This is a genomic window from Streptomyces sp. NPDC091292 (assembly GCF_044757265.1).
In the GTDB taxonomy this organism is placed as follows: domain Bacteria; phylum Actinomycetota; class Actinomycetes; order Streptomycetales; family Streptomycetaceae; genus Streptomyces.
In genome coordinates this window covers 43,684-63,028 of record NZ_JBIVUQ010000026.1, presented here as the reverse complement: position 1 = coordinate 63,028, position 19,345 = coordinate 43,684, and the positions used below count along the sequence as shown (strand labels likewise).

General features: G+C 71.5%; 19 protein-coding genes and 1 pseudogene. 5 read left to right on the top strand and 15 right to left on the bottom strand.

Annotated elements, in window-relative coordinates; translation table 11 throughout:
- Positions 1-5: 5 nt before the first annotated feature.
- Both ACIQNU_RS38775 and ACIQNU_RS38770 read right to left on the bottom strand, forming a co-directional pair.
- Positions 6-920: a class I SAM-dependent methyltransferase gene (locus tag ACIQNU_RS38775; RefSeq protein WP_401375878.1), complete on the bottom strand. Its 915-nt coding sequence runs from the start codon at positions 918-920 to the stop codon at positions 6-8.
- Between the two features lie 127 nt (positions 921-1,047).
- Positions 1,048-1,641 carry a helix-turn-helix domain-containing protein gene (locus tag ACIQNU_RS38770; RefSeq protein WP_401375876.1) on the bottom strand — a complete coding sequence of 198 codons (594 nt, stop codon included), beginning with the start codon at positions 1,639-1,641 and terminating at the stop codon, positions 1,048-1,050.
- A gap of 104 nt (positions 1,642-1,745) precedes the next feature.
- Here ACIQNU_RS38770 and ACIQNU_RS38765 point away from each other — a divergent pair, with 104 nt between their 5' ends.
- The 3 genes from ACIQNU_RS38765 to ACIQNU_RS38755 all read left to right on the top strand — a co-directional run bounded on the left by ACIQNU_RS38765 (position 1,746) and on the right by ACIQNU_RS38755 (position 5,459).
- Complete coding sequence (locus tag ACIQNU_RS38765) at positions 1,746-2,795, top strand: NAD(P)/FAD-dependent oxidoreductase (protein ID WP_401375873.1); 1,050 nt, start codon at positions 1,746-1,748, stop codon at positions 2,793-2,795.
- A gap of 42 nt (positions 2,796-2,837) precedes the next feature.
- Complete coding sequence (locus ACIQNU_RS38760; protein WP_401375870.1) at positions 2,838-4,433, top strand: MFS transporter; 1,596 nt, start codon at positions 2,838-2,840, stop codon at positions 4,431-4,433.
- Positions 4,434-4,595: 162 nt separating this feature from the next.
- Positions 4,596-5,459 carry an SDR family NAD(P)-dependent oxidoreductase gene (locus tag ACIQNU_RS38755; RefSeq protein ID WP_401375867.1) on the top strand — a complete coding sequence of 288 codons (864 nt, stop codon included), beginning with the start codon at positions 4,596-4,598 and terminating at the stop codon, positions 5,457-5,459.
- Here the strand turns inward: ACIQNU_RS38755 and ACIQNU_RS38750 are convergent.
- The 7 genes from ACIQNU_RS38750 to ACIQNU_RS38720 form a co-directional block, all read right to left on the bottom strand.
- The gene (locus ACIQNU_RS38750; protein ID WP_401375864.1) at positions 5,440-6,987 is read right to left on the bottom strand and encodes an FAD-dependent monooxygenase; all 1,548 of its coding nucleotides are present in this window, start codon (positions 6,985-6,987) and stop codon (positions 5,440-5,442) included. The genes ACIQNU_RS38755 and ACIQNU_RS38750 overlap by 20 nt on opposite strands.
- Positions 6,988-7,113: 126 nt before the next feature.
- Complete coding sequence (locus tag ACIQNU_RS38745) at positions 7,114-7,500, bottom strand: VOC family protein (protein ID WP_401375861.1); 387 nt, start codon at positions 7,498-7,500, stop codon at positions 7,114-7,116.
- Positions 7,497-7,838: an ArsR/SmtB family transcription factor gene (locus tag ACIQNU_RS38740; protein WP_401375858.1), complete on the bottom strand. Its 342-nt coding sequence runs from the start codon at positions 7,836-7,838 to the stop codon at positions 7,497-7,499. Before ACIQNU_RS38740 ends, ACIQNU_RS38745 begins: the two co-directional genes overlap by 4 nt.
- 33 nt (positions 7,839-7,871) lie before the next feature.
- Positions 7,872-9,506, bottom strand: a complete 1,635-nt coding sequence (locus ACIQNU_RS38735; RefSeq protein ID WP_401375855.1) for an FAD-dependent monooxygenase — start codon at positions 9,504-9,506, stop codon at positions 7,872-7,874.
- 42 nt (positions 9,507-9,548) lie between these two features.
- Positions 9,549-10,688, bottom strand: a complete 1,140-nt coding sequence (locus ACIQNU_RS38730; protein ID WP_401375986.1) for an RNA polymerase sigma factor — start codon at positions 10,686-10,688, stop codon at positions 9,549-9,551.
- Positions 10,689-10,696: 8 nt separating this feature from the next.
- On the bottom strand, positions 10,697-11,107 hold the full coding sequence (locus ACIQNU_RS38725) for a YciI family protein (protein WP_401375852.1): 411 nt from the start codon (positions 11,105-11,107) through the stop codon (positions 10,697-10,699).
- A gap of 104 nt (positions 11,108-11,211) precedes the next feature.
- Complete coding sequence (locus tag ACIQNU_RS38720) at positions 11,212-12,123, bottom strand: alpha/beta fold hydrolase (protein WP_401375849.1); 912 nt, start codon at positions 12,121-12,123, stop codon at positions 11,212-11,214.
- Between the two features lie 168 nt (positions 12,124-12,291).
- Between ACIQNU_RS38720 and ACIQNU_RS38715 the strand changes: the two genes are divergently transcribed.
- Positions 12,292-12,912 carry a TetR/AcrR family transcriptional regulator gene (locus ACIQNU_RS38715; RefSeq protein ID WP_401375846.1) on the top strand — a complete coding sequence of 207 codons (621 nt, stop codon included), beginning with the start codon at positions 12,292-12,294 and terminating at the stop codon, positions 12,910-12,912.
- Here ACIQNU_RS38715 and ACIQNU_RS38710 read toward each other — a convergent pair whose 3' ends face one another.
- The 4 genes and pseudogenes from ACIQNU_RS38710 to ACIQNU_RS38695 form a co-directional block, all read right to left on the bottom strand.
- Positions 12,913-13,356: a hypothetical protein gene (locus ACIQNU_RS38710; protein ID WP_401375844.1), complete on the bottom strand. Its 444-nt coding sequence runs from the start codon at positions 13,354-13,356 to the stop codon at positions 12,913-12,915.
- Positions 13,357-13,561: 205 nt separating this feature from the next.
- Positions 13,562-14,332 carry a hypothetical protein gene (locus tag ACIQNU_RS38705; RefSeq protein ID WP_401375841.1) on the bottom strand — a complete coding sequence of 257 codons (771 nt, stop codon included), beginning with the start codon at positions 14,330-14,332 and terminating at the stop codon, positions 13,562-13,564.
- Entirely contained in the window at positions 14,325-14,543 is a 219-nt protein-coding gene (locus ACIQNU_RS38700) for a hypothetical protein (RefSeq protein WP_401375839.1), read from the bottom strand. The genes ACIQNU_RS38705 and ACIQNU_RS38700 overlap by 8 nt, the downstream gene beginning before the upstream one ends.
- A 457-nt stretch (positions 14,544-15,000) precedes the next feature.
- Positions 15,001-17,000: pseudogene (locus ACIQNU_RS38695) on the bottom strand (heavy metal translocating P-type ATPase).
- Positions 17,001-17,093: 93 nt separating this feature from the next.
- Here ACIQNU_RS38695 and ACIQNU_RS38690 point away from each other — a divergent pair.
- A complete protein-coding gene (locus tag ACIQNU_RS38690) occupies positions 17,094-17,483 on the top strand; it encodes an ArsR/SmtB family transcription factor (RefSeq protein ID WP_401375836.1) in 390 nt (129 codons plus the stop codon).
- Here the strand turns inward: ACIQNU_RS38690 and ACIQNU_RS38685 are convergent.
- Positions 17,480-18,661 carry a sensor histidine kinase gene (locus ACIQNU_RS38685; protein WP_401375833.1) on the bottom strand — a complete coding sequence of 394 codons (1,182 nt, stop codon included), beginning with the start codon at positions 18,659-18,661 and terminating at the stop codon, positions 17,480-17,482. The two genes, ACIQNU_RS38690 and ACIQNU_RS38685, sit on opposite strands and share 4 nt — an antisense overlap.
- Positions 18,658-19,323, bottom strand: a complete 666-nt coding sequence (locus tag ACIQNU_RS38680) for a response regulator transcription factor (RefSeq protein ID WP_401375832.1) — start codon at positions 19,321-19,323, stop codon at positions 18,658-18,660. The genes ACIQNU_RS38685 and ACIQNU_RS38680 overlap by 4 nt, the downstream gene beginning before the upstream one ends.
- Positions 19,324-19,345 lie beyond the last annotated feature (22 nt).

The window sequence follows — 19,345 nt, the reverse complement described above, 5'->3', positions numbered from 1 at the left end:
GCGTTCTAGCGTCGCGCCGCCCACACCATCCGTTCCGTACGTACCGTCAGGTCGTCGCGGCGCAGGATGCTGTGTGGGCCCTCGGTGTCGAGCAGTTGGTCGAGGGCCGTGAGGTCGGCGGGCGGGAGTGTCCCGGTGACGCCGCCGCGCATACGGCGCAGGCTGCTGAGTGCGTAGCGGCCGACCGCTTCGGTGGGGGGTGGGCCGATGTGCACGGTGACGGTGCGTTCGGCCTCGACGGTGAAACCGGCGGCGGTGAGTTTGGATCCCCAGTCGGCGCCGCGGTGCGGCACGTGGTCGGCGTGGTGCCGGTCGAGCGCCGCGTGGCAGCGTTCTTCGAGGCCGGGACGGTCCTCGGGGGCGTCGGCGGGCAGGAATCTGGGGAAGCCGGCCAGTTCGACGACGGCGAACAGCCCGCCCGGCGCGAGTGTGTCGTGGATCTGGCCCAGGGCGCGGTCGGGGTCGGCCATGTGGTGCAGGGAGGCCGATGCCCAGATCAGGTCGGGTGTGCCGAGGTCGGGCCAGGTCGCGTCGAGGTCGGCCCGGACGGTGCGCACCCGGTCGGCCAGACCTTCCGCAGTGGCCTTCTCCAGCAAGCGGTGCAGGTGGGCGGACGAGGTGTCGACGGCGGTCACCTCGGCCCCGGGGAACCGCTTGAGCAGGGCGAGGGTGCCCGCCCCGGTCCCGCAGCCCAGATCCACGACGTGGCGAGGGGCGTCGCGCACGGGCAGCCATGCGGTGATGGAGGCGGTGTGCTCGGCTAGCACTTCGGCGTCCAGGTCGAGGATCTCCGCCTGATCGTCCGCGTTGTGCTTCGCGTCGTGCTCCGCTTCGTGGTCCGCTTCGTGGTCCGCATGGTGCTTCGCTTCGTGGTCGTGCGAGGGGCGCTCGGGTGTGGCGCGCGAGGGTGTGTGCGTCATGCGGATCACGCTAAGAGAACCCTGGGCGTGGGGCGTGGCCGCTTCCCGGAAGAGCAAGACGATGGCCCGTTGGCCTGCCGGGGGCGCAAGAACGCGCCGGCCTGCGGCTTCAGCGCGACGGTTGTCTCTACGGAGCGGGGCGGCTCGCGTCGTCGCTACCCTCGTTGCGCTGGTGCCCCCGGCGGGCGTCGCGGTCGAAGATGCCCAGCAGCTCGCACGGCCCGCCCTCCGCACCGATCGCGTGCGGAAGCATCGTCGGGAACTCCGCCGCCTGGTTGGTCTCCACGCGAAAGCGCCGGTTGCCCAGCAGCAGGACGGCCGTACCGGAGAGGACGACCAGCCATTCACGTCCGGGGTGGGCGCGCATGCGCGAGGGGCTGTCGGGCGGCGGGTCCGTCAACCGCTGACGTACGACGGTCATACCCGGGTCCGCCCGGATGGGCCACCGCATCGTCTGACGGGCCGCGTCGATCATCGGGCTGGAGATCACGTCGTCGGTGGCGTTCTCGACGAGTTGGTCCAGTGACGTGTCCAGGGCGCGGGCGAGGGTCACGAGCTGATCCAGCGCGAGGCGGCGCTGACCGTTCTCGATCCGGCTGAGCGTGGACGGGCTGAGCCGGGCGCGGGTGGCCAGCTCGTCCAGTGACCAGCCCTGTGCCAGGCGCAGGGCACGGATCCGTTTGCGTACGAGGCTGTCCAGCTCACCATTGTCTTGCGTCATAGGCAACATCGTATGCCCATGACGCAAGGCGTGCTTAACGTGAGCGTGCAAGGACCCGGCTCCGGGCCTGCCCAGTGCGGAGAAACGCACGGAAAGGGGCGCTCATGCCTGTGACAGTGACAGTGACGACGACTCCCGAGGACGGGACCGACACCCTCCCTACGTCCGGTGAGACCCTCGACGCCGTGGTGATCGGAGGTGGCGCCGCCGGGCTGAACGGCGCGCTGATGCTCGCCCGCTCCCGCCGCTCGGTCGTCGTGATCGACAGCGGCACCCCTCGTAACGCACCCGCCGAGGCCGTGCACGGTCTGCTCGGCCTCGACGGCACACCGCCCGCCGAGCTGCTGCGCATCGGCCGCGACGAGGTACGCCGATACGGCGGAAAGGTCGTGTTCGGAGAGGTGACGGCAGCCGCCCCGGCCACCGAGAAGGACCCGGCCAGCAAGAAGGACCCGTCCGCCGCGACGGACCCGCGTTTCACCGTCGCCCTGGCCGACGGCACCACCCTGCGAGCGCGCCGCCTGCTGGTGGCCACCGGGCTGCGGGACATCCTGCCCGACGTCGACGGGCTGGCGCGGCACTGGGGGCACGGTGTGGTGCACTGCCCGTACTGCCACGGCTGGGAAGTCCGCGACGAACCCATCGGCGTCCTGGCCGTCGGTCCCGCCTCCGTCCACCACGCCCTGCTCTTCCGGCAGTTGACGGACGACCTGGTCTATTTCACCCGCGGCACGGATCTGGACGAGGACACCCGGACGCGGTTCGCCGCCCGTGGCATCCGGGTCGTGGACGCCCCGGTCGCCGAGGTCGAATCCACCGAGGACGGTGGCATCTCAGGTGTGCGCCTGGCCGACGGACGGATCGTGGCCCGCCGCGTCCTCGCCGTCGCGACCACCATGCTGCCCCGCACCGAGGGGCTGGACGGCCTGAGCCTTCCGATGCGGGACCTGCCCGGCGGCATGGGCCGGCACTTCACCACCGGCACCGGCGGCACCACCGAGGTCCCGGGGGTGTGGATCGCGGGCAACGTGACCGACCCCATGGCCCAGGTCGGCGCCTCCGCCGCGGCCGGTGCGCTGGCGGGCGCCCAGATGAACGCCGACCTGGCAGCCGCCGACACCGATGCGGCGATGGCCGCGGCACCGCAGTCGTAGCCGCCGCCTCCCTCCCCCTTCCCACCGAAAGGCCCACCCCGCATGCCCGCGAACCGGCCCCCACAGGCAAGCCCCGACACCACCAGCGCCACAGACACCACCGCCACCCCCGACACGAGCATTCACGACCCCCGCCAACGCCGCGCCATCCTGATCGCCGTCTGCGTCGCCCTCATGGCGGTCATCGCGTCCGTGTCCGGGCTGAACGTCGCCCAGCCGGACATGGCCGTCGCGTTCGACGCCTCGCAGAGCACCGTCCTGTGGATCATCAACATCTACACCCTCACCCTGGCGGCGCTCCTGCTGCCGCTGGGCGCGATCGGGGACCGATGGGGCCGTAGGCCGGTGCTCCTCGCCGGCCTGGCCGTCTTCGGGCTGGCCGGCGCGGCTGCCGCCCTGGCGACCTCGGCCGAAGTCATGCTCGCCGCACGCCTGCTGAGCGGAGTCGGCGCGGCGATGATCATGCCCGTCACCCTCGCCGTCATCACCTCGACCTTCCCCGAAGGGGAGCGCGGCCGGGCGATCGGCGTCTGGACCGGTGTCGCCGGGGGCGGCGGTGTGCTGGGCATGTTCCTGTCGGCCGCCCTGGTGGACATGGCGAGTTGGCGGTGGCTCTTCGCCCTGCCCGTCGCTCTCACCGTGGTGGCGGTCGTCATGGCGCTACGGTCCGTCCCGAACTCGCGCGACGCGTCGGAGCACACCTTCGACACCGTCGGCGCGCTGACCTCCGTCGTCGCGGTGGTCGGACTCATCTTCGTCCTCCAGGAAGGCCCCGAGCGCGGCTGGACCGCGCCCGTGACCCTCCTGAGCCTCCTCGTCGGCGCGACGGCCGCCGTCGCCTTCGTCGCCTGGGAGCTGCGCCGTTACGCGCCCCTGCTCGACGTGCGCCTCTTCCGCGAGCGGGGCCTGGCCTCCGGCTCCGTGGCGCTCCTCGTGGTCTTCGGGGTGCAGGCGGGAATCTTCGTGGTCCTCTTCCCGTACTTCCAGGCCGTGCTCGGCTGGTCAGGGCTGCTGTCCACCGTGGCCCTCATGCCCATGGCGCTGCTGATGATGGCCGCCTCCGGGCTCGCCCCGCGCGTGGCGGAACGCGCCGGTGGCCGCGCGACGATGGCGGCCGGAATCCTCCTCGGCGGCGCGGGCCTGGCCCTGATGGCGACGTTCGTCTCCGTCGACGGCGGCTATCTCTCCGTACTCCCCGGCATGCTCGCCATGGGGATCGGCATGGGTCTGACGATGACACCCTCGACCGAGGCCATCACGGGCGCGCTGCCGCGTGAGCGCCAGGGCGTCGCCTCCGCGCTCAACGACGTCACCCGGGAGTTCGGCACCGCGCTCGGCGTCGCCCTGCTCGGCGCGCTCCTGGCCGCCGGCTACCGCAACGCCATCGACTCCCGACTCGACGCCGTACCCGAGGACGCCGCCGCGACGGCCCGCGAAGGCATAGCCAACGCCGTCGCACTCGCCGACAGGACCGGCCCACAGGCGCAGGCACTGATCCGAGCCGCCCAGGAGTCGTTCGTGGAGGGCTGGCAACGGGCCATGTGGGCCGGGGTCGTGGTGATGGCCGCCCTGTTCGTCTACGTCCTCGCCCGGGGACCGCAGCGCCCTGCCTCCCGTAGGCCCAAAAGCGAGGCGTAGAGCGGGAGTTGACGCCGGGCCACCTTCGACTCAAGTGAGTTCGACTCATGTGAGTTCGGACGACAACGACACACGACGACATGATTCCGCAGCACAGTCTTCACGTACGTGCGCCAGGATCGGGGGGCACCTTCCCCGTCCCGAAGGAGAGGTCGTTCACCGATGGCTGACGGAGCGCAGTCCCTGGCGGGCAAAGTGGCGGTGGTCACCGGTGGCGCGGGAGGGATCGGCGCCGCCACGGTGGAGGCGCTGGCGACCGCCGGAGCGGATGTCGTCCTCGCGGATGTCGCCGAGGCACCGGCCCAGGCCGCCGCCGCGCAACTGGCCGCCAAGGGCCTCTCGGTGGTCGGGCGCGGCGTAGACATCGCGTCCGAGGACAGCGTCAAGCGTCTGGTCGACTTCGCCGTGGACACCTTCGGCGGCATCGACGTACTGGACAACAACGCGGCCCTGACCTCCGCGATCCGCCAGGACCGCGACGTGGTGTCGATGTCCGTGGAGCTGTGGGACCAGGTACTCGCGGTCAACCTGCGCGGCCCCATGCTGCTGTGCAAGCACACCGTGCCGGTGATGATCGAGCGCGGCGGCGGGTCGATCATCAACATCACCAGCGGTCAGGGCCTGTCGGGCGACCGGGTGATGGTCGCCTACGGCAGTTCCAAGGGCGGGCTGATCGCGCTGACCCGTTTCGTGGCCGCCGCGTACGGCGCGGACGGCATACGCTGCAACGCCGTCGCGCCCGGCCTGGTCCGCACCCCGGCCCTGGAGGCGGACATGCCGGTCCCGGTCCAGCGGATGTTCCAGAGCGCGAACCTGATTCCCCGCCTCGGCACACCGGACGACGTGGCCCAGTTGGTGGCCTTCCTCGCCTCCCCCGCCGCCTCCTTCATCACCGGACAGGTCCTGTCCGTGGACGGCGGCTTCCTCTCCCATCTCCCCACGCTCTCACCGCTGCCGCCGCGCGGAGAGGCGGGCGGAGAGGCGGGCGGCTCACCGGGTGGGCCGGTCACCCCACCCACGGAGTGAGTCCGGCCTCGACGGCGGGGCCTTCCGCCGGCCCGGCCCAGGCGTAGTAGCCGTCCGGCCGTATCAGGACCGCGTCGGGCGCGGTGCCGTCCCCACCCGCGCGGCGGGCGACGATCAGCCGCCCCTCCCGACCCGGGGTGTCGAACCCGGCAGGCCCCCCGGACGCACCGGACTCACTGGACACACCAGCCGCACCGGCCGCCACCGACGGCAGAACAAGCACGAACCGCCCCTTACGCAGCACCTCGTACAGCCGCCCCCGGTCCAGCTCCAGATCCGGCGCCCGCTTCCCCACCAGCGGGTGCGCGCCGCGCGCGGCGGGGTAGGAGTAGCCGATTCCGGTGATCTCCCCCACCGCCTGCCGCATCACCGGCCGGACATGGCCGACCACCAGCTTCCGTATCGCGCGTACCGCCCTCTCCAGCGGGTTGTGCGCCATGGCAAGGCGCAGATTGAGGCCACTGCTGCGCAGCACCGCCCTTCCGACCGGGTGGCGCTCGCTGTGATACGTGTCCAACAAGGCAGCGGAGGCCCAGCCGTCGAGCACCGCCGCGAGCTTCCAGCCGAGGTTGACGGCGTCCTGGAGGCCGGTGTTCATCCCCTGCCCGCCGGCCGGCGAGTGCTGGTGGGCGGAGTCGCCGGCCAGCAGTACGCGGCCCACGCGGTAGTGGGGTACTTGGCGTTCGTCGCTGTGGAAGCGGGAGATCCAGCGCGGGTCGTGCATCCCGAAGTCGGAGCCGAACGCCTCCTCGATGATGGTGCGCAACTCCTCGAACTCGACCGGGGAGTCATCGGGTTCGTACCGGTCGGCCCGCCGCCAGCCGCCGACCCGCCAGTAGCCGTCGCCGAAAGGGGCGATGAAGCCGAAGGCGTCGCCCGTGCCGTGCACCCGTACGACGAGAGTGGGCTGCTCGGCGAATCTCACGTCGGCGAGCGCCACCGACCGGATCACCACCTTGCCGGGGAAGGGCAGCCCGAGGGCTTCGCGTACGGCACTGCGCGTGCCGTCCGCGCCGACGAGATATCCGGCGCGCAGGGTCGCCGCCCCGCCCCCCGCGTCGCGCACCGACACGGTGACGCCCTCGTCGTCCTGCGCCAGACCGACGACCTCGGTCCCGTACCGGATGGCCGCGCCGTTCTTGAGCGCCCGGCGCAGCAGCAGTTTCTCCACCTCGTACTGCGGGGTGACCAGGAGGAAGGGGAAGCGGGAGGGCAGCGCGCCGATGTCGAAGGGGATGGCCCCGAACAGGCGCAGTTCGCGGATGATTTGACCGGTGGTGACGAGTTCGTCGGCGAGGCCGCGGGCGTCGAGGAGTTCGAGGGTGCGGGCGTGCACACCGAAGGCGCGCGTCAGATTGCTGATGCCCTCCGGTCGCTTCTCGACGACCACGACATCCACTCCGGCCGCCGCGAGGTCTCCGGCGAGCAGCAGCCCGGTGGGACCGGCTCCGGCCACGACGACCGTACGGGAGGAGCCGGGGGCCGTCCCGGGGTCGCCGCCGGCAGGGGACTCATGCGTGTGGGACATCCGCAACTCGCTTCCTCCAGTGGCCGATCGGAGTCCGAACCCAGAGCTGCGTCCATCCTGCACCCCGCGTGTGAAGCTGATACTGCGGCAGCGTTTCGGGGCACCCACGCGATTGCCGGGCGGCGGCTACTCGCTGTGCACGATCTGGATCAGGTTGCCGCAGGTGTCGTCCAGGACCGCCGTCGTGACCGGGCCCATAGTCAGTGGCTCCTGGGTGAAGTGCACGCCCAGCTCGCGCAGCCGCTTGAACTCCGCGTGGACGTCGTCCACGGCGAAGGATGTGGCCGGGATGCCGTCCGTGACCAGCGCCGTCTTGTACGGCTTCACCGCGGGATGGCCGTCCGGCTCAAGGAGCAGTTCGGTGCCGTCGGGGTCTTCCGGCGATACGACGGTCAGCCACCGGTCCTCGCCCAGCGGGACCTCGTGCTTCTTCACGAAGCCCAGTACGTCGGTGTAGAAGCGCAGGGCCTTGTCCTGGTCGTCGACGAAGACACTGTTCAGGTGGATCTTCATGGGGTGCTCTCCGGTGCGTCGGGGTTGAGATCGGGATCGGGATCTGTGTCGGTGTCTGCGTCGGTGTCGGGCCTGAGCCATCGGGTCATGACGCGCTCAAGGGGTTCGGTGTTCAGGTCGTGGAATTTGTAGCGGCCCTGGCGCCGCGAAAGGACCAGCCCGGCCGATTCCAGTACGGCCAGGTGCTGGCTGACCGCCTGGCGGGACAGCCCCAGACCGTGCTTGGTCACCAGCCGGGTACAGATCTCGAACAGGGTCTGGCCGTCCCGCTCCACCAACTCATCGAGGATGCGTCGGCGGGTCGGATCGGCCAGTGCCTTGAAAACATCTTCGGCCATGACCCCCACCATAGGCAAGTGGATGCTTGCCTATCAAGTCCCGTCCGGGTCGCCGGGTGCCGGCAGCCATCGGTCGAGGTAGGCCAGCAGACCGCCGACGTCCGTACCTCCCCCCAGATAGCCGATGTAGCCGTCGGGCCGGACAAGGCAGTGTGTGGTCCCCGGCCAGGGCGCCCTCGTAGCCAGGGTGTGGACGTGGACCAGTTGGCCGCGGCCCCGGGTGGCGGCTGCGATGCCGCCGGGGTTCCAGCCGTCCGGCGGGCCGCACAGGAGCAGGTGATATCCGGGTGCGGCGGTCAGTGTGTGCAGGTCACCGGGGCTGTCGGGGAGTCGGTCGCCGGACTGCGGACCGTGCTTCGGCGGATGCGGGCCCTGGGTGGTGGCCGGGCCGTGCCGGTAGTGGATGCCGAGTTGGGACACCGTACGGAAGGCGGCGCGGCGCGGGGCCGACAGGCGCAGGACCAGCGGCGCGAGACGGGGTGCGAGGTGGGCACGGACCAGGCGCAGCAGCGGAGTGTCGCTGGTGACGACTCTGAAGGCACGGTCGGTGAAGCGCCGCACGTTCCTGCCGACGGGGGCCCGCTCGTCCTCGTAGGTGTCGAGGAGGGCGGAGGGTGCGGCGCCCTGGCAGACGAGGGCCAGCTTCCAGCCCAGGTTGAGGGCGTCCTGGATACCGGTGTTCATGCCCTGTCCCCCGGCGGGGCTGTGGATGTGGGCGGCGTCCCCGGCGAGGAAGGCACGGCCGGATCGGTAGTGCTTCGCACCCCGGTTGTAGATACGGAACGAGGTCATCCATACGGCGTCCCGCAGCCGCAGCGGATCGCTCACCTGCCGATCCACCAGGGACTGCAACTCGCCCATGCTCACGGCGGGTTCACTGCCCGTGCCGCCGTCCGTGCCGCCGTCCTCCGCCGCCGACCCCCGCATCGCGATCAGCCGCCAGGTCGCGGGAGAGCCGAGCGGAAAGAAGAAGATCATGCCCCTTTCGGTCAGGTACGCGTGCGCGGTACCGCCCTTCAACCGCTCCCCCTTCAGCCCCTCCCCCGCCGGACCGTCCCCCTCCAGACCGTCCACCTCCAGATCCGCGAGGAGAAACGTCTGCGGATACGCACGCCCCGCGAAGCCGATCCCCGCCTGCTCGCGGACCGTACTGCGGGCACCGTCACACCCGACGACATACCGCGCGCTCACGGTCTCCTCTGTGCCGTCACCACGCTTCAACCGGCAGCCCACATACGTGACTTCGTCGGTGAACCCCACCAGTTCGGTGCCCCGCTCGACCGTGACGCCACTCTCACCGAGCCGGTCGGCGAGCACGCTTTCGGTCTGCGCCTGGGACAGGAGGAGCAGGAAGGGGTACGGGGTGTCGGTGGCCCCGATGTCGTAGAGCGGGATCCGCACACCGCGCCGCCCGAAGTGCATCCGCAGCCCCACCGCCGGATTGCCGCGCGCGACAAGTTCGTCCGTGACTCCGAACGGGGCCAGTGCCTCCAGCGTCCTCGGCTGCACGGCCAGCGCGCGCGACTCCCGGGCCCGGTCGAGGTGCCGGTCGATGATCCGGAAACGGAGCCCGTACGCGCGTAACTGCACGGCGAGCGCCAGCCCTGTCGGACCCGCACCCACCACCAGCACATCGATCGGCTCGTCCGCCGACTCCTCCGCAGCCACGACAGCAGTGTCCCGCCCCTCCTCCCCTCGCGCCTCCCAGGTTCACCCGCGGGCGTTGAGCCGGGCGGCCTGGCGCGTGAGGTGGTCGCGTTCGGCGAGGTTGGGGGCCTGCCGGGCGGCCTCGGCGTAGAGACGTGCCGCCGTTGCCAGGTCGCCGTCGCGTTCGTGGAGGTAGGCGGCGACGGCGGTGTGACGGGGCAGTGTGTCGTCCAGCGCGGCGAGCGCGGCCAGACCGGCGCGCGGTCCGTCCGCCTCGCCGACGGCGACCGCGCGGTTGAGCCGGACCACCGGACTGTCGGTCAGGCGTACGAGTTCGTCGTACCACTCCACGATCTGCACCCAGTCGGTCTCCTCGGCGGCGGGTGCGTCGGCGTGGAGTGCCGCGATGGCGGCCTGGGCCTGGAACTCGCCGAGCCGGTCGCGGGCGAGGGCCGCCTGCAGAATCCGCACTCCCTCGGCGATCGACCCGGTGTCCCACCGGCCGCGGTCCTGCTCGGCGAGCGGTACGAGGCTGCCGTCGGGCGCGGTCCTGGCGGCGCGCCGGGCGTGGTGGAGCAGCATGAGGGCGAGCAGCCCCGCGACCTCCGGGTGGTCGATCGCGGCGGCGAGCTGCCGGGTGAGCCGGATGGCCTCGGCGGCGAGGTCGACATCGCCGGAGTAGCCCTCGTTGAAGACGAGGTAGAGGACGCGCAGCACGGTGGCGACGTCGCCGGCCTTGTCGAACCGCACGCCGGACACGGTGCGCTTGGCCCGGCTGATCCGTTGCGCCATGGTCGCCTCGGGCACCAGGTAGGCCTGGGCGATCTGGCGGGTGGTCAGTCCGCCGACGGCGCGCAGCGTGAGCGCGACGGCGGACGACGACGTCAGCGAGGGGTGGGCGCACAGGAAGTAGAGCTGGAGGGTGTCGTCCACGCCGGGCGCGGGCCCGGGTGCCGGTTCCTCGTCGACCACGTCCTCACGGCGGCGGCGAGCCGCGTCCGCCCTGGTCGCGTCGAGGAACCGCCGCCACGCCACGGTGACCAGCCACCCCTTCGGGTCGCGCGGCACCCCGGCCGGCCACACCCGGACCGCCTCCACCAGTGCGTCCTGTACGGCGTCCTCGGCCGCCGCGAAGTCGGCTCCGCGGCGGACGAGGATCCCGAGCACGCCCGGTGTGAGGCTCCGGAGCAGAACCTCGTCCATCTCCGAGGTCACTCCGTGATGGTGGGGTGGTGCGCGCCCAGGAACGGGCGCAGCTCCAGCCACTCGTGGATCGGCTTCCCGCCCGCCCCGGGGGCCGCCGACAGCTCCCCCGCCAGCTCGACGGCGCGCTCGTAGCTGTCGACGTCGATCACCATGAAGCCGGCGATGAGGTCCTTGGTCTCGGCGAACGGGCCGTCGGTGACCGGCGGCCGGCCCTCGCCGCCGTACTGCACGAACGTCCCCTCGGGAGCGAGAGCCGTGCTGCCGACGAACTCGCCGGTCTCCTCAAGGCGGGCCGCGAAGTCGTTCATGTACTTCACGTGGGCCGAGATCTCCTCCGGCGTCCACTCCGCCATGGGCACGTCGTTGACCGATGCCGGGGCGCCGCGGTAGTGCTTGAGCAGCAAGTACTTGGCCATGATGTTTCTCCTCGGTGCTGGTGCGACCCATTGTGGTTCGCGTGCACACCGGGGACGGAGCGGGCCACGGGTTCTCGACATCGCGGCCCGAATTTTTTTTGGAATCAGTCGGCGGAGTCCATGAAGCTCAGCATCCGGCGGTTGACCTCGTCCGCGTGGTCGATCTGGGGCGCGTGGCCGGTGTGGGTGACGATTTCGGCACGGGCGCCGGGGATCAGGCGGGGGACGCGCTCGGCCTGCCGCTTCGGGTGCACGAGGAGGCTTCGCTTGCCGCATACCAGGTAGAGCGGGGTGCGGATGGTGGACAGTTCGTCGTCGGAGAGGTGCAGGGGGGACGGGCGGCGGATGCGGTAGGCGCGGACAGCGAGCCTCATCATCGTCCGCAGCTCGGGCACGACAAGGACGGGCTGCTCCAGCCAGGCCGCGAGTCGGGGGCGCAGTGCCTTGGGCGCGGAGGTCGCGAAGAGGCCGGCGAAGATCCACACGAAGAAGCGCAGCCCCACCTTCTCCAGCCCGCCGGGGTCGAGCAGCGTCGCGGACGCGAGCCGGCCGGGGCGGCGGTGCACCTGGTTGAGGGTGAGCCAGCCGCCGTAGGAGGAACCGGCCAGGTGCACACGGTCGAGCCCGAGCCCGGCAAGCGTCTCGTCCAGCCACTGCGCGGCGCGTTCCGGTTGATGGATGGGCTCGCGCTGCACGCTGCGCCCGGGGTCGCCGGGGGTGTCGATCGCGTAGACCGGGCGGTCCGCGCTGAGGGCCCGGGTGTTCGGGTACCACATGGCGGAGCAGGAACCCGCCCCGTGCACCAGGACGACGGGGGTGCGGGACCGGGCGGCCGGGTCGGCGGGGTCGTATCGGTAGACGTGCGTGGTGCCGAAGGAGGTCTCCACGTCCCTCTCCTCGTTCGCGGACGCCCCCAGCGCGTAGACCGCGTCGCATGCCGCGAAGTAGCGGTCACGCAAGGCATCGCTCACATAGCGGCCGACATCGGGCCGGGTACGGGACGCAGTCTGGGACACGGGCCACCTCCGATGGTGAGGGATTCTTTGTGGTACGAACGTATCACGTCGTTGATACGGCTGTACCATCAAGGCGGTCGGGGTGCTCCGGTACCGAGCAGGGCGGCCCGTACCGATCGCCGGGGCCGGCCCCCGTACCACCAGGACCAGCACATGGAGGAACGGTCGATGCCCAAGCGGGTGGACCACGCAGAGCGGCGTACCGAGATCGCGGAGGCGCTCCTTCGGGTGGCGGCGCGGCGCGGGCTGCATGCCGTGGGCATGCGCGATGTGGCAGCGGAGGCCGGCGTCTCACTGCGCCTGGTGCAGTACTACTTCGAGACCAAGGAGAAGCTGCTGCTCCACGGGTTGCGGGAGCTGACCCGGAGATTCGGGGAGCGGGTCGCCGCCCGGGTCCGGGCCGCCGGCGACGATCCGGGGCCACGCGCGACGATCGACGCGCTGTTGAGGGTCGCGTTGCCGACCGACGAGGAGAGCCGCAACTTCCATCTCGTCTACACCTCGTACGCCGTTCTCTCCCTCACCGACGAGGCGCTCGCCGCCCAGCCCTTCATCAAGAACCCCGATGCCGCCGAGGGCGCCGTGGTCGACCTCCTCCGCCAGGCGGAGGGGAGCGGTCTCCTGCGGCCCGGCGTGGACCCGCAGATGGAAGCCGTCAGCCTGCTCGCCATGTCCGCGGGGCTCGGCACCAGCATCCTCGTCGGCCAGCGCAGCCCGGAGGGGGCCGCCGCGGTCCTGAACCACCACCTGAACCGGATCTTCAGGGACGACGTCGCACGGGGACGGTGATCAGCGCGGCGGGAAGGAGGTCAGAGCGAGATCCCACTGGTCGGCCGCGTGCAGCAGCGCAGCCGCATCCGTCCGCACTTCCACGACGTACTGGTAGATGTCGGCCCTGTCGTCACCCTGCCGCCATGGGGGCGCCGCCTCCAAGGACAGGTGGACGCGCATGACCGCCGCCCCGCCTTCACTGCGACCGGCGAGGCTGAAGGCCACGAGCGGCTCGATGAACCACGTGTCCGGGGACAGCCCGCCTTCGGCGTCGGGCCCGGTGACGGCCACTGTCCCCGCGGCCACCGCGCGCAGCCACGCGGCCACCTGGCGCGCCTCATCGGTCAGCAGACAGGGATCGACGAAGGACCACTTGCCCTCGGGGGTCGTCACGGTGCCGGCGACGACAAGCCAGTTGTCGTCGTACGCGTCACCGCGAGGTGTGGCGAACTCATAGCGCACCGGTCGGAGTTCGACACTGTTTGTCCGATCACTCAAGAGCACGGCGCAAGGATGTCACGCCCCGAATGCCCCACCCCGGGTGGCGGGTACTGGACGGCGGGTACCGGACGGCGGGCGCTGGATGGCAGGACGGAGTGCCTGCCATCCAACCCGGCCACACGAGGTCGACCAGCGGGGCCGACCAGCGGGGCCGCCGACCCGACCGTCACAGGAAGGTGAACTCTTCCTTCCTGCGCTCCCCGTCCCGGCGCCCTGCGGCATGGCGGGACACCGCCGGGGGCCGGACGCTGTGCACCAGCAGTCGCACACAGATGAGAGCGGCGACGGGCGGAAGCCCCGCCGTGACGACCCCGGTCAAGGTATGAGGCGCCTGGGTGATGCAGAGCATCACCGCGATGGCCGAGGTGCCCAGAAGAATGGCCCAGGCGACCCGGCGCAGCGCACGGCTTTGAATACGGCGGCGGACAACGGAGGCGACGGCCGCGATCCACGGCCCGTACAACAGAAGCGGCCACCAGGCGGACGATTCCGAGCCGGTGGGGGACGCCGCATGTTTCAGAGGCGCGTACGCGATGAGGGCGCTCAGCGTGCTGGTGCCCGCGGCCACCGCCGTGCAGATCAGGATGGGAAACCAGCCAAGTCCGAGCCGGGGGCCCTCACGTGGGCGGCGCGTGCGTCGCCGGGCGTGGGTCGCCGGGTGGGGCGAGGGGCGCGGCGAGACATGCGGCGACGGGTGCGGTGACGAGTAAGAGGGTGTGTGCAGAAGGGTCTGCGTGTCGGCCGGGACCAGCGGGTCGCTCAAGACGGTATCGGAAGCAGCGGCCAGGAGATCGGCCTGCTGGGCGTACGGGAGCGGGTGCGACGGATACCACGTGCCGAAGCCGTGGGCGTCGTGAGAGCCGTCCGCCTGCCCGGGAAGAGGTACGGGGATCTCGCAGCCCGCGAGCTCCGGCTCACCGCCCCAGTAGTCACTCATGCTCATGGCCACCGGAACCGCAGATGTCGGCCCAGTGAGAGCGCTGGGATTCCACGATCCGGCGCAGCGCGGTGTCGAGGGTCCGCAGCGCCGCGCCCGCTTCGGGTACGCCAATTCCGGCCTCGGCCACCGGACCGACGGCGCGCCATCCGGAGATTTCCGGTGGCGACAGGCGGCCGGATCCGCGGTTCGGATTGATATCTGACTCCATGCAGGGTGAACGAACCGCGACGCGCGCAGGGGGAGAGCCGATTGGGCGAATGATCGTTCCATGCAGACTTTGGCCGGAATGCATGCACCTTGACGCATGAAGTCGCGAATGTACATATTTTCCCGACCGGCGTCTGCAGCCGTCACCGAGGCCCATGGCCGCCCCTCACGGAGGAAACGGCCTCCAGGACGGCCGCACACCTCCCGGCCCGCGACATGAGGACTACACCTGTCGGGCGCCGCGCCACCCTCAGCCACCGGACCGACTCCGGCCATTTTTCGCCTTCCAGCGGTCCAGGTCCACGGGTATATGGGTCTACGGATTCACCGGAAGGGGTCCACCGGAGGGGGTCAGCGGGAGCGGTTCCACGGGAACGGTCTCGTGGCGGGCGGGGGGCGCGCTCACCCCGCACTCACCCCGCGCTCACCTCCGCGCTCACCCCCTGCTCACCCCGCCCTCACCCCCCGCTCCCACCGAGGGAGCCGTTCCAGGTCCAGGCGCGCTCGCGCAGCAGCCGCAGGCCGTTGAGGCCGACGATGACGGTGGAGCCTTCGTGGCCCGCGACACCGAGTGGGAGCGGGAGGGTGGCGACGAGGTCCCAGACCACCAGCGCGGTGATGAAGATCCCGGCGATGACCAGGTTCTGCACGACGAGGCGGCGGGCCCTGCGGGAGAGGGCCACGACGGCGGGGACGGTGGCGAGTTCGTCCCGTACGACGACGGCGTCGGCGGTCTCCAGCGCGAGGTCGGAACCGGCCTTGCCCATCGCGATACCGGTGTGCGCGGCGGCCAGGGCCGGTGCGTCGTTGACCCCGTCGCCGACGACCATCACCCGGCGTCCCTCGGCCTCCCACCCCCTGACCGCGGCCACCTTGTCCTGCGGGAGCAGTCCGGCGCGGACGTCCGTGATGCCGACGTCGGCGGCGATGTGGCGGGCGGCGCGCTCGTTGTCGCCGGTCAGCAGGGTCGGGGCCCGGCCGGTGAGCGCGGTGAGCGCGGCCACCGTGGCCTTGGCGTCCGGTCGGAGACGGTCGGCGATGCCCAGGACGCCGGCCGGGGCGCCGTCGCACAGGACGAGGACCGCCGTACGTCCTTCGTCTTCGAGCGCCCGCACCACGTCGGCGATGCCGGGGGCGCCGGTGGGTGCGAGGCGGGCGGGCGAGCCGACCTGGATGGTGCGTCCGTCGATCGTGGCGGTCACTCCCTCGCCGGGGGTGGAGGTGAATCCGGTCGACTCGGCGGGACCGGGACCGAGGCCGAGACCGAGGCCGCGTTCTCGGGCGGCCTGGACGACGGCGCGGGCGAGCGGGTGCTCGCTGTGATGCTCGCCGCCGCCGCCAGCGCGAGCAGGCCGCGTTCGTCCAGGCCCGAATCCGGCGCGGGCCGGATGTCGGTGACGCGCGGGGTGCCCTCGGTGAGGGTGCCCGTCTTGTCCAGCGCCACGACGTCGATCCGGCCCAGGCGCTCCATCACGACGGCGGACTTGGCGAGAACACCGTGGCGGCCCGCGTTGGCGATGGCGGACAGCAGCGGCGGCATGGTGGACAGGACCACCGCGCACGGCGAAGCGACGATCATGAAGGTCATCGCCCGGAGCAGGGCGGGCTGGAGCGCGGAGCCGAGGGCGAGCGGGACCGCGAAGACGGCGAGCGTGGCGACGACCATGCCGATCGAGTACCGCTGCTCGATCTTCTCGATGAACAACTGCGTGGGCGCCTTGGTCTCGGATGCTTCCTCGACCATCTTCACGATCCGGGCGATCACCGAGTCCGCCGGGTCACGCTCCACCCGCACGCGCAGGGCGCCGGTGCCGTTGACGGTTCCGGCGAACACCTCGTCCCCGGGCCGCTTCTCCACCGGCAACGGCTCACCGGTGATGGTGGCCTGGTCGATGTCACTGGCCCCGTCGAGGACTTGGCCGTCGGCGCCGACCCGCTCGCCGGGGCGCACCAGGATCGTGTCACCGACGGTCAGGGACTCGGCCGGGACGGTCTCCTCCTCGCCGCCGGGCAGCAGCCGGGTGGCGGTGGCCGGTGCGAGGTCGAGCAGGCCGCGTACCGAATCGGCGGTCCGCGCGGTCGCGACGGCCTCCAGCGCTCCGGAGGTGGCGAAGATGACGATCAGCAGCGCCCCGTCGAGTACCTGGCCGATCGCGGCGGCGCCGAGCGCCGCGACGACCATCAGCAGATCCACGTCGAGGGTCCTGCCCTTGAGCGCCTTCAGGCCCTCCCATCCCGGCTCCCAGCCCCCGGTGACGTAGACGGCGGCGTACAGCGGGATCCACAGCCAGGCCGGGGCCCCGAGGAGATCCAGCGGGAGCGCGATCAGGAACAGCACCAGCGCGGCCAGCGCCCACCGGGCCTCCGGTAGCGCGAGCACCCGCGTACGCCGCCGGGACGGCGCCGGACGCGGCCCGGCGGGGGCCGGGGCGGGCCGCCGTTCCAGGACAGAAGACATGACAAATCAACCCTTCGCGGGCGGGCAGGACAACACCTCCACCATACAGGAACACATGAATAGGTTTTCAGGTGTCATCGGTACGATGTCTCCATGGGCCACGGAACCGACACCACCAGCAGCGCCACCACCCGCGAGCGCCTGGACGCGGTCGGCACCGCCGATGTCGCCGCGACCCTCCAGGCGCTCGCCACGCCTTCCCGGCTCCACATCCTGGCCCGCCTCCAGGAAGGCCCCTGCTCGGTCGGCGACCTCGCCGAAGCCGTCGGCATGGAAGCCTCCGCCTGCTCCCACCAACTGCGCCTGCTGCGCAACCTCGGACTGGTCACCGGCGAACGCCACGGCCGCTCGATCATCTACGCCCTCTACGACAACCACGTCGCCGAACTCCTCGACCAGGCGCTCTACCACGTCGAGCACCTGCGCATGGGAATCCGCGACTCCCCCGCGACGGTCACCGAAGAGGCACCGGCGGACCTTTAGACATCGGACACCCCCGCCCTGGGGAAGACCATCCGAACCGTCAGTCCACCCCCCGTCCCCGGGTTGGCCGTGGCACGGGTGTCCGCGCCGTGGGCCCGTGCGATCGACGCGACGATCGAGAGGCCAAGGCCCGCGCTGTCCCCCCGGCCGTGGCGGCGTTCGGCGGCGCGGCGGAACGGCTCGAAGAGGAGCGGTACGTCCGCGGGCGGCACCACGGGCCCGGTGTTGCCGACCTCGACGGCGTCCCGGCCGACGCGTACCCGGACGGTGCCGCCGGGGTGGTTGTAGCGGATGCCGTTGGAGACGAGGTTGTACACGGCGTGTTCGAGCAGGACGGGGTCGCCCTCGACGGACAGCGGCTCCACCGTCGCGTCCAGGGTGACCGAACGCCGGGCCGCCTCCTCCCGCAGACCTTCCGCGCACGCGCCCGCGATCTCGTGGAGGCCGACCGGTTCCCGGCGTGACAGTTCCCGGTCGGAGACCGCGAGCAGGAGCAGGCCCTCGATCAGCCGCTCGCTCCCGTCGGCGTTCTCGATCAGCTTGCGCCGCATACGGGCGACCTTCTCCGGTGGCGGGTCGTTCGCCAGTCCGATCTCGGCGGCGGCGCGTTGCACGGCGACGGCGGTGCGCAGTTCGTGCGCGGCGTTGGCGGCGAACCGCTGCCGGGCCGCGACCAGATGCTCGATGCGGTCGAGCATCTGGTCGAAGGTGTCGGCGAGTTCCCGGAGTTCGCCGGGCGGCGACCGCAGTGCCAGCCGCTCGTGCAGGTTCGCCTCGGAGAGCTGCCGGGCCCTGGCGGTGATGGCGCCGACGGGGTGGAGCACCCGGCCTGCCATCCACCAGGCCGGCGCGGCGAAGACGACGGCGAACGCGGCCAGGGACAGCCCGGAGACGGTGAGCAGGCGGCTCAGCGCCGCGTCCCCCGCGACATGGCTCACCGTGTCGGCGACCCGGGATTCGGCATTGGAGAGCCGGCCCACCGTCTTCAGCGGTGCGGACGGTCCGGTCGCCGCGTCCGCCGTGGGCAGGTCCGTGAGGGTGACCCCGGAGACCGCGCGATCGATCTGGGAGTCGAGGCCCTGCTTCAGCAGGAGGTACACGAGGCCGGTCAGCAGGGTTCCGGCGAGCACGAGGAGTCCGGTGAACAGGACCGTCAGCCGGGTCCTTTCGCTGTTCAACGGCTCGCCCTGATGCGATAGCCGCAGCCGGGGACCGTTTCGACCACGGCCGGGTCGCCGAGCTTGGCCCGGAGTTTGGAGAGGGTGACACGGACCGCGTTCGTGCGGTAGCTGGTGTCCTCCTCCCACACCTCCTCGATCAGGTCGTCGCCGCTGACGACCGCGCCGTCGGCCCGCATCAGCGTCTCCAGGACGGCGAACTCCTTGCGGGACAGGGTGAGGAACCGGCCGTCCCTGCTGGCCTGGCGCCGGGCGGTGTCCAGGACGAGGCCGGACCGTTCGATGACCGGAGGCAGCGCGGGCCGTGCGCGGCGGCCGAGGGCGAGGACGCGCGCCAGCAGTTCGTCGTACGCGAACGGCTTGGTGAGGTAGTCGTCCGCGCCCAGGCCGAGACCGTCCACCCGGTCCCGCACGGTGCCGGCGGCGGTGAGCATCAGGATGCGGGTGAGCAGCCGCTGCCGCACGACACTGCGGCACACCTCGTCGCCGTGCAGCCCCGGCAGGTCACGGTCGAGTACGAGCACGTCGTACGCCCCGAGCCGCAGCTTGTCCAGCGCGGTCGGGCCGTCGTACGCGACGTCCACGGCGATGGCGTCGTGCCGCAGGCCGTCCGCGACCGTATCGGCCAGGAATTCCTCGTCCTCCACCAGCAGTACACGCATGGGGTCCTCTCTACCGGGCGGA

Bases quoted from the DNA above. Each gene is read 5' to 3' on its own strand.
- ACIQNU_RS38775 (WP_401375878.1), bottom strand. From the start codon at position 920: ATGACGCACACACCCTCGCGCGCCACACCCGAGCGCCCCTCGCACGAC.
- ACIQNU_RS38770 (WP_401375876.1), bottom strand. From the start codon at position 1,641: ATGACGCAAGACAATGGTGAGCTGGACAGCCTCGTACGCAAACGGATC.
- ACIQNU_RS38765 (WP_401375873.1), top strand. From the start codon at position 1,746: ATGCCTGTGACAGTGACAGTGACGACGACTCCCGAGGACGGGACCGAC.
- ACIQNU_RS38760 (WP_401375870.1), top strand. From the start codon at position 2,838: ATGCCCGCGAACCGGCCCCCACAGGCAAGCCCCGACACCACCAGCGCC.
- ACIQNU_RS38755 (WP_401375867.1), top strand. From the start codon at position 4,596: ATGGCTGACGGAGCGCAGTCCCTGGCGGGCAAAGTGGCGGTGGTCACC.
- ACIQNU_RS38750 (WP_401375864.1), bottom strand. From the start codon at position 6,987: ATGTCCCACACGCATGAGTCCCCTGCCGGCGGCGACCCCGGGACGGCC.
- ACIQNU_RS38745 (WP_401375861.1), bottom strand. From the start codon at position 7,500: ATGAAGATCCACCTGAACAGTGTCTTCGTCGACGACCAGGACAAGGCC.
- ACIQNU_RS38740 (WP_401375858.1), bottom strand. From the start codon at position 7,838: ATGGCCGAAGATGTTTTCAAGGCACTGGCCGATCCGACCCGCCGACGC.
- ACIQNU_RS38730 (WP_401375986.1), bottom strand. From the start codon at position 10,688: ATGGACGAGGTTCTGCTCCGGAGCCTCACACCGGGCGTGCTCGGGATC.
- ACIQNU_RS38725 (WP_401375852.1), bottom strand. From the start codon at position 11,107: ATGGCCAAGTACTTGCTGCTCAAGCACTACCGCGGCGCCCCGGCATCG.
- ACIQNU_RS38715 (WP_401375846.1), top strand. From the start codon at position 12,292: ATGCCCAAGCGGGTGGACCACGCAGAGCGGCGTACCGAGATCGCGGAG.
- ACIQNU_RS38705 (WP_401375841.1), bottom strand. From the start codon at position 14,332: ATGAGTGACTACTGGGGCGGTGAGCCGGAGCTCGCGGGCTGCGAGATC.
- ACIQNU_RS38700 (WP_401375839.1), bottom strand. From the start codon at position 14,543: ATGGAGTCAGATATCAATCCGAACCGCGGATCCGGCCGCCTGTCGCCA.
- ACIQNU_RS38690 (WP_401375836.1), top strand. From the start codon at position 17,094: ATGGGCCACGGAACCGACACCACCAGCAGCGCCACCACCCGCGAGCGC.
- ACIQNU_RS38680 (WP_401375832.1), bottom strand. From the start codon at position 19,323: ATGCGTGTACTGCTGGTGGAGGACGAGGAATTCCTGGCCGATACGGTC.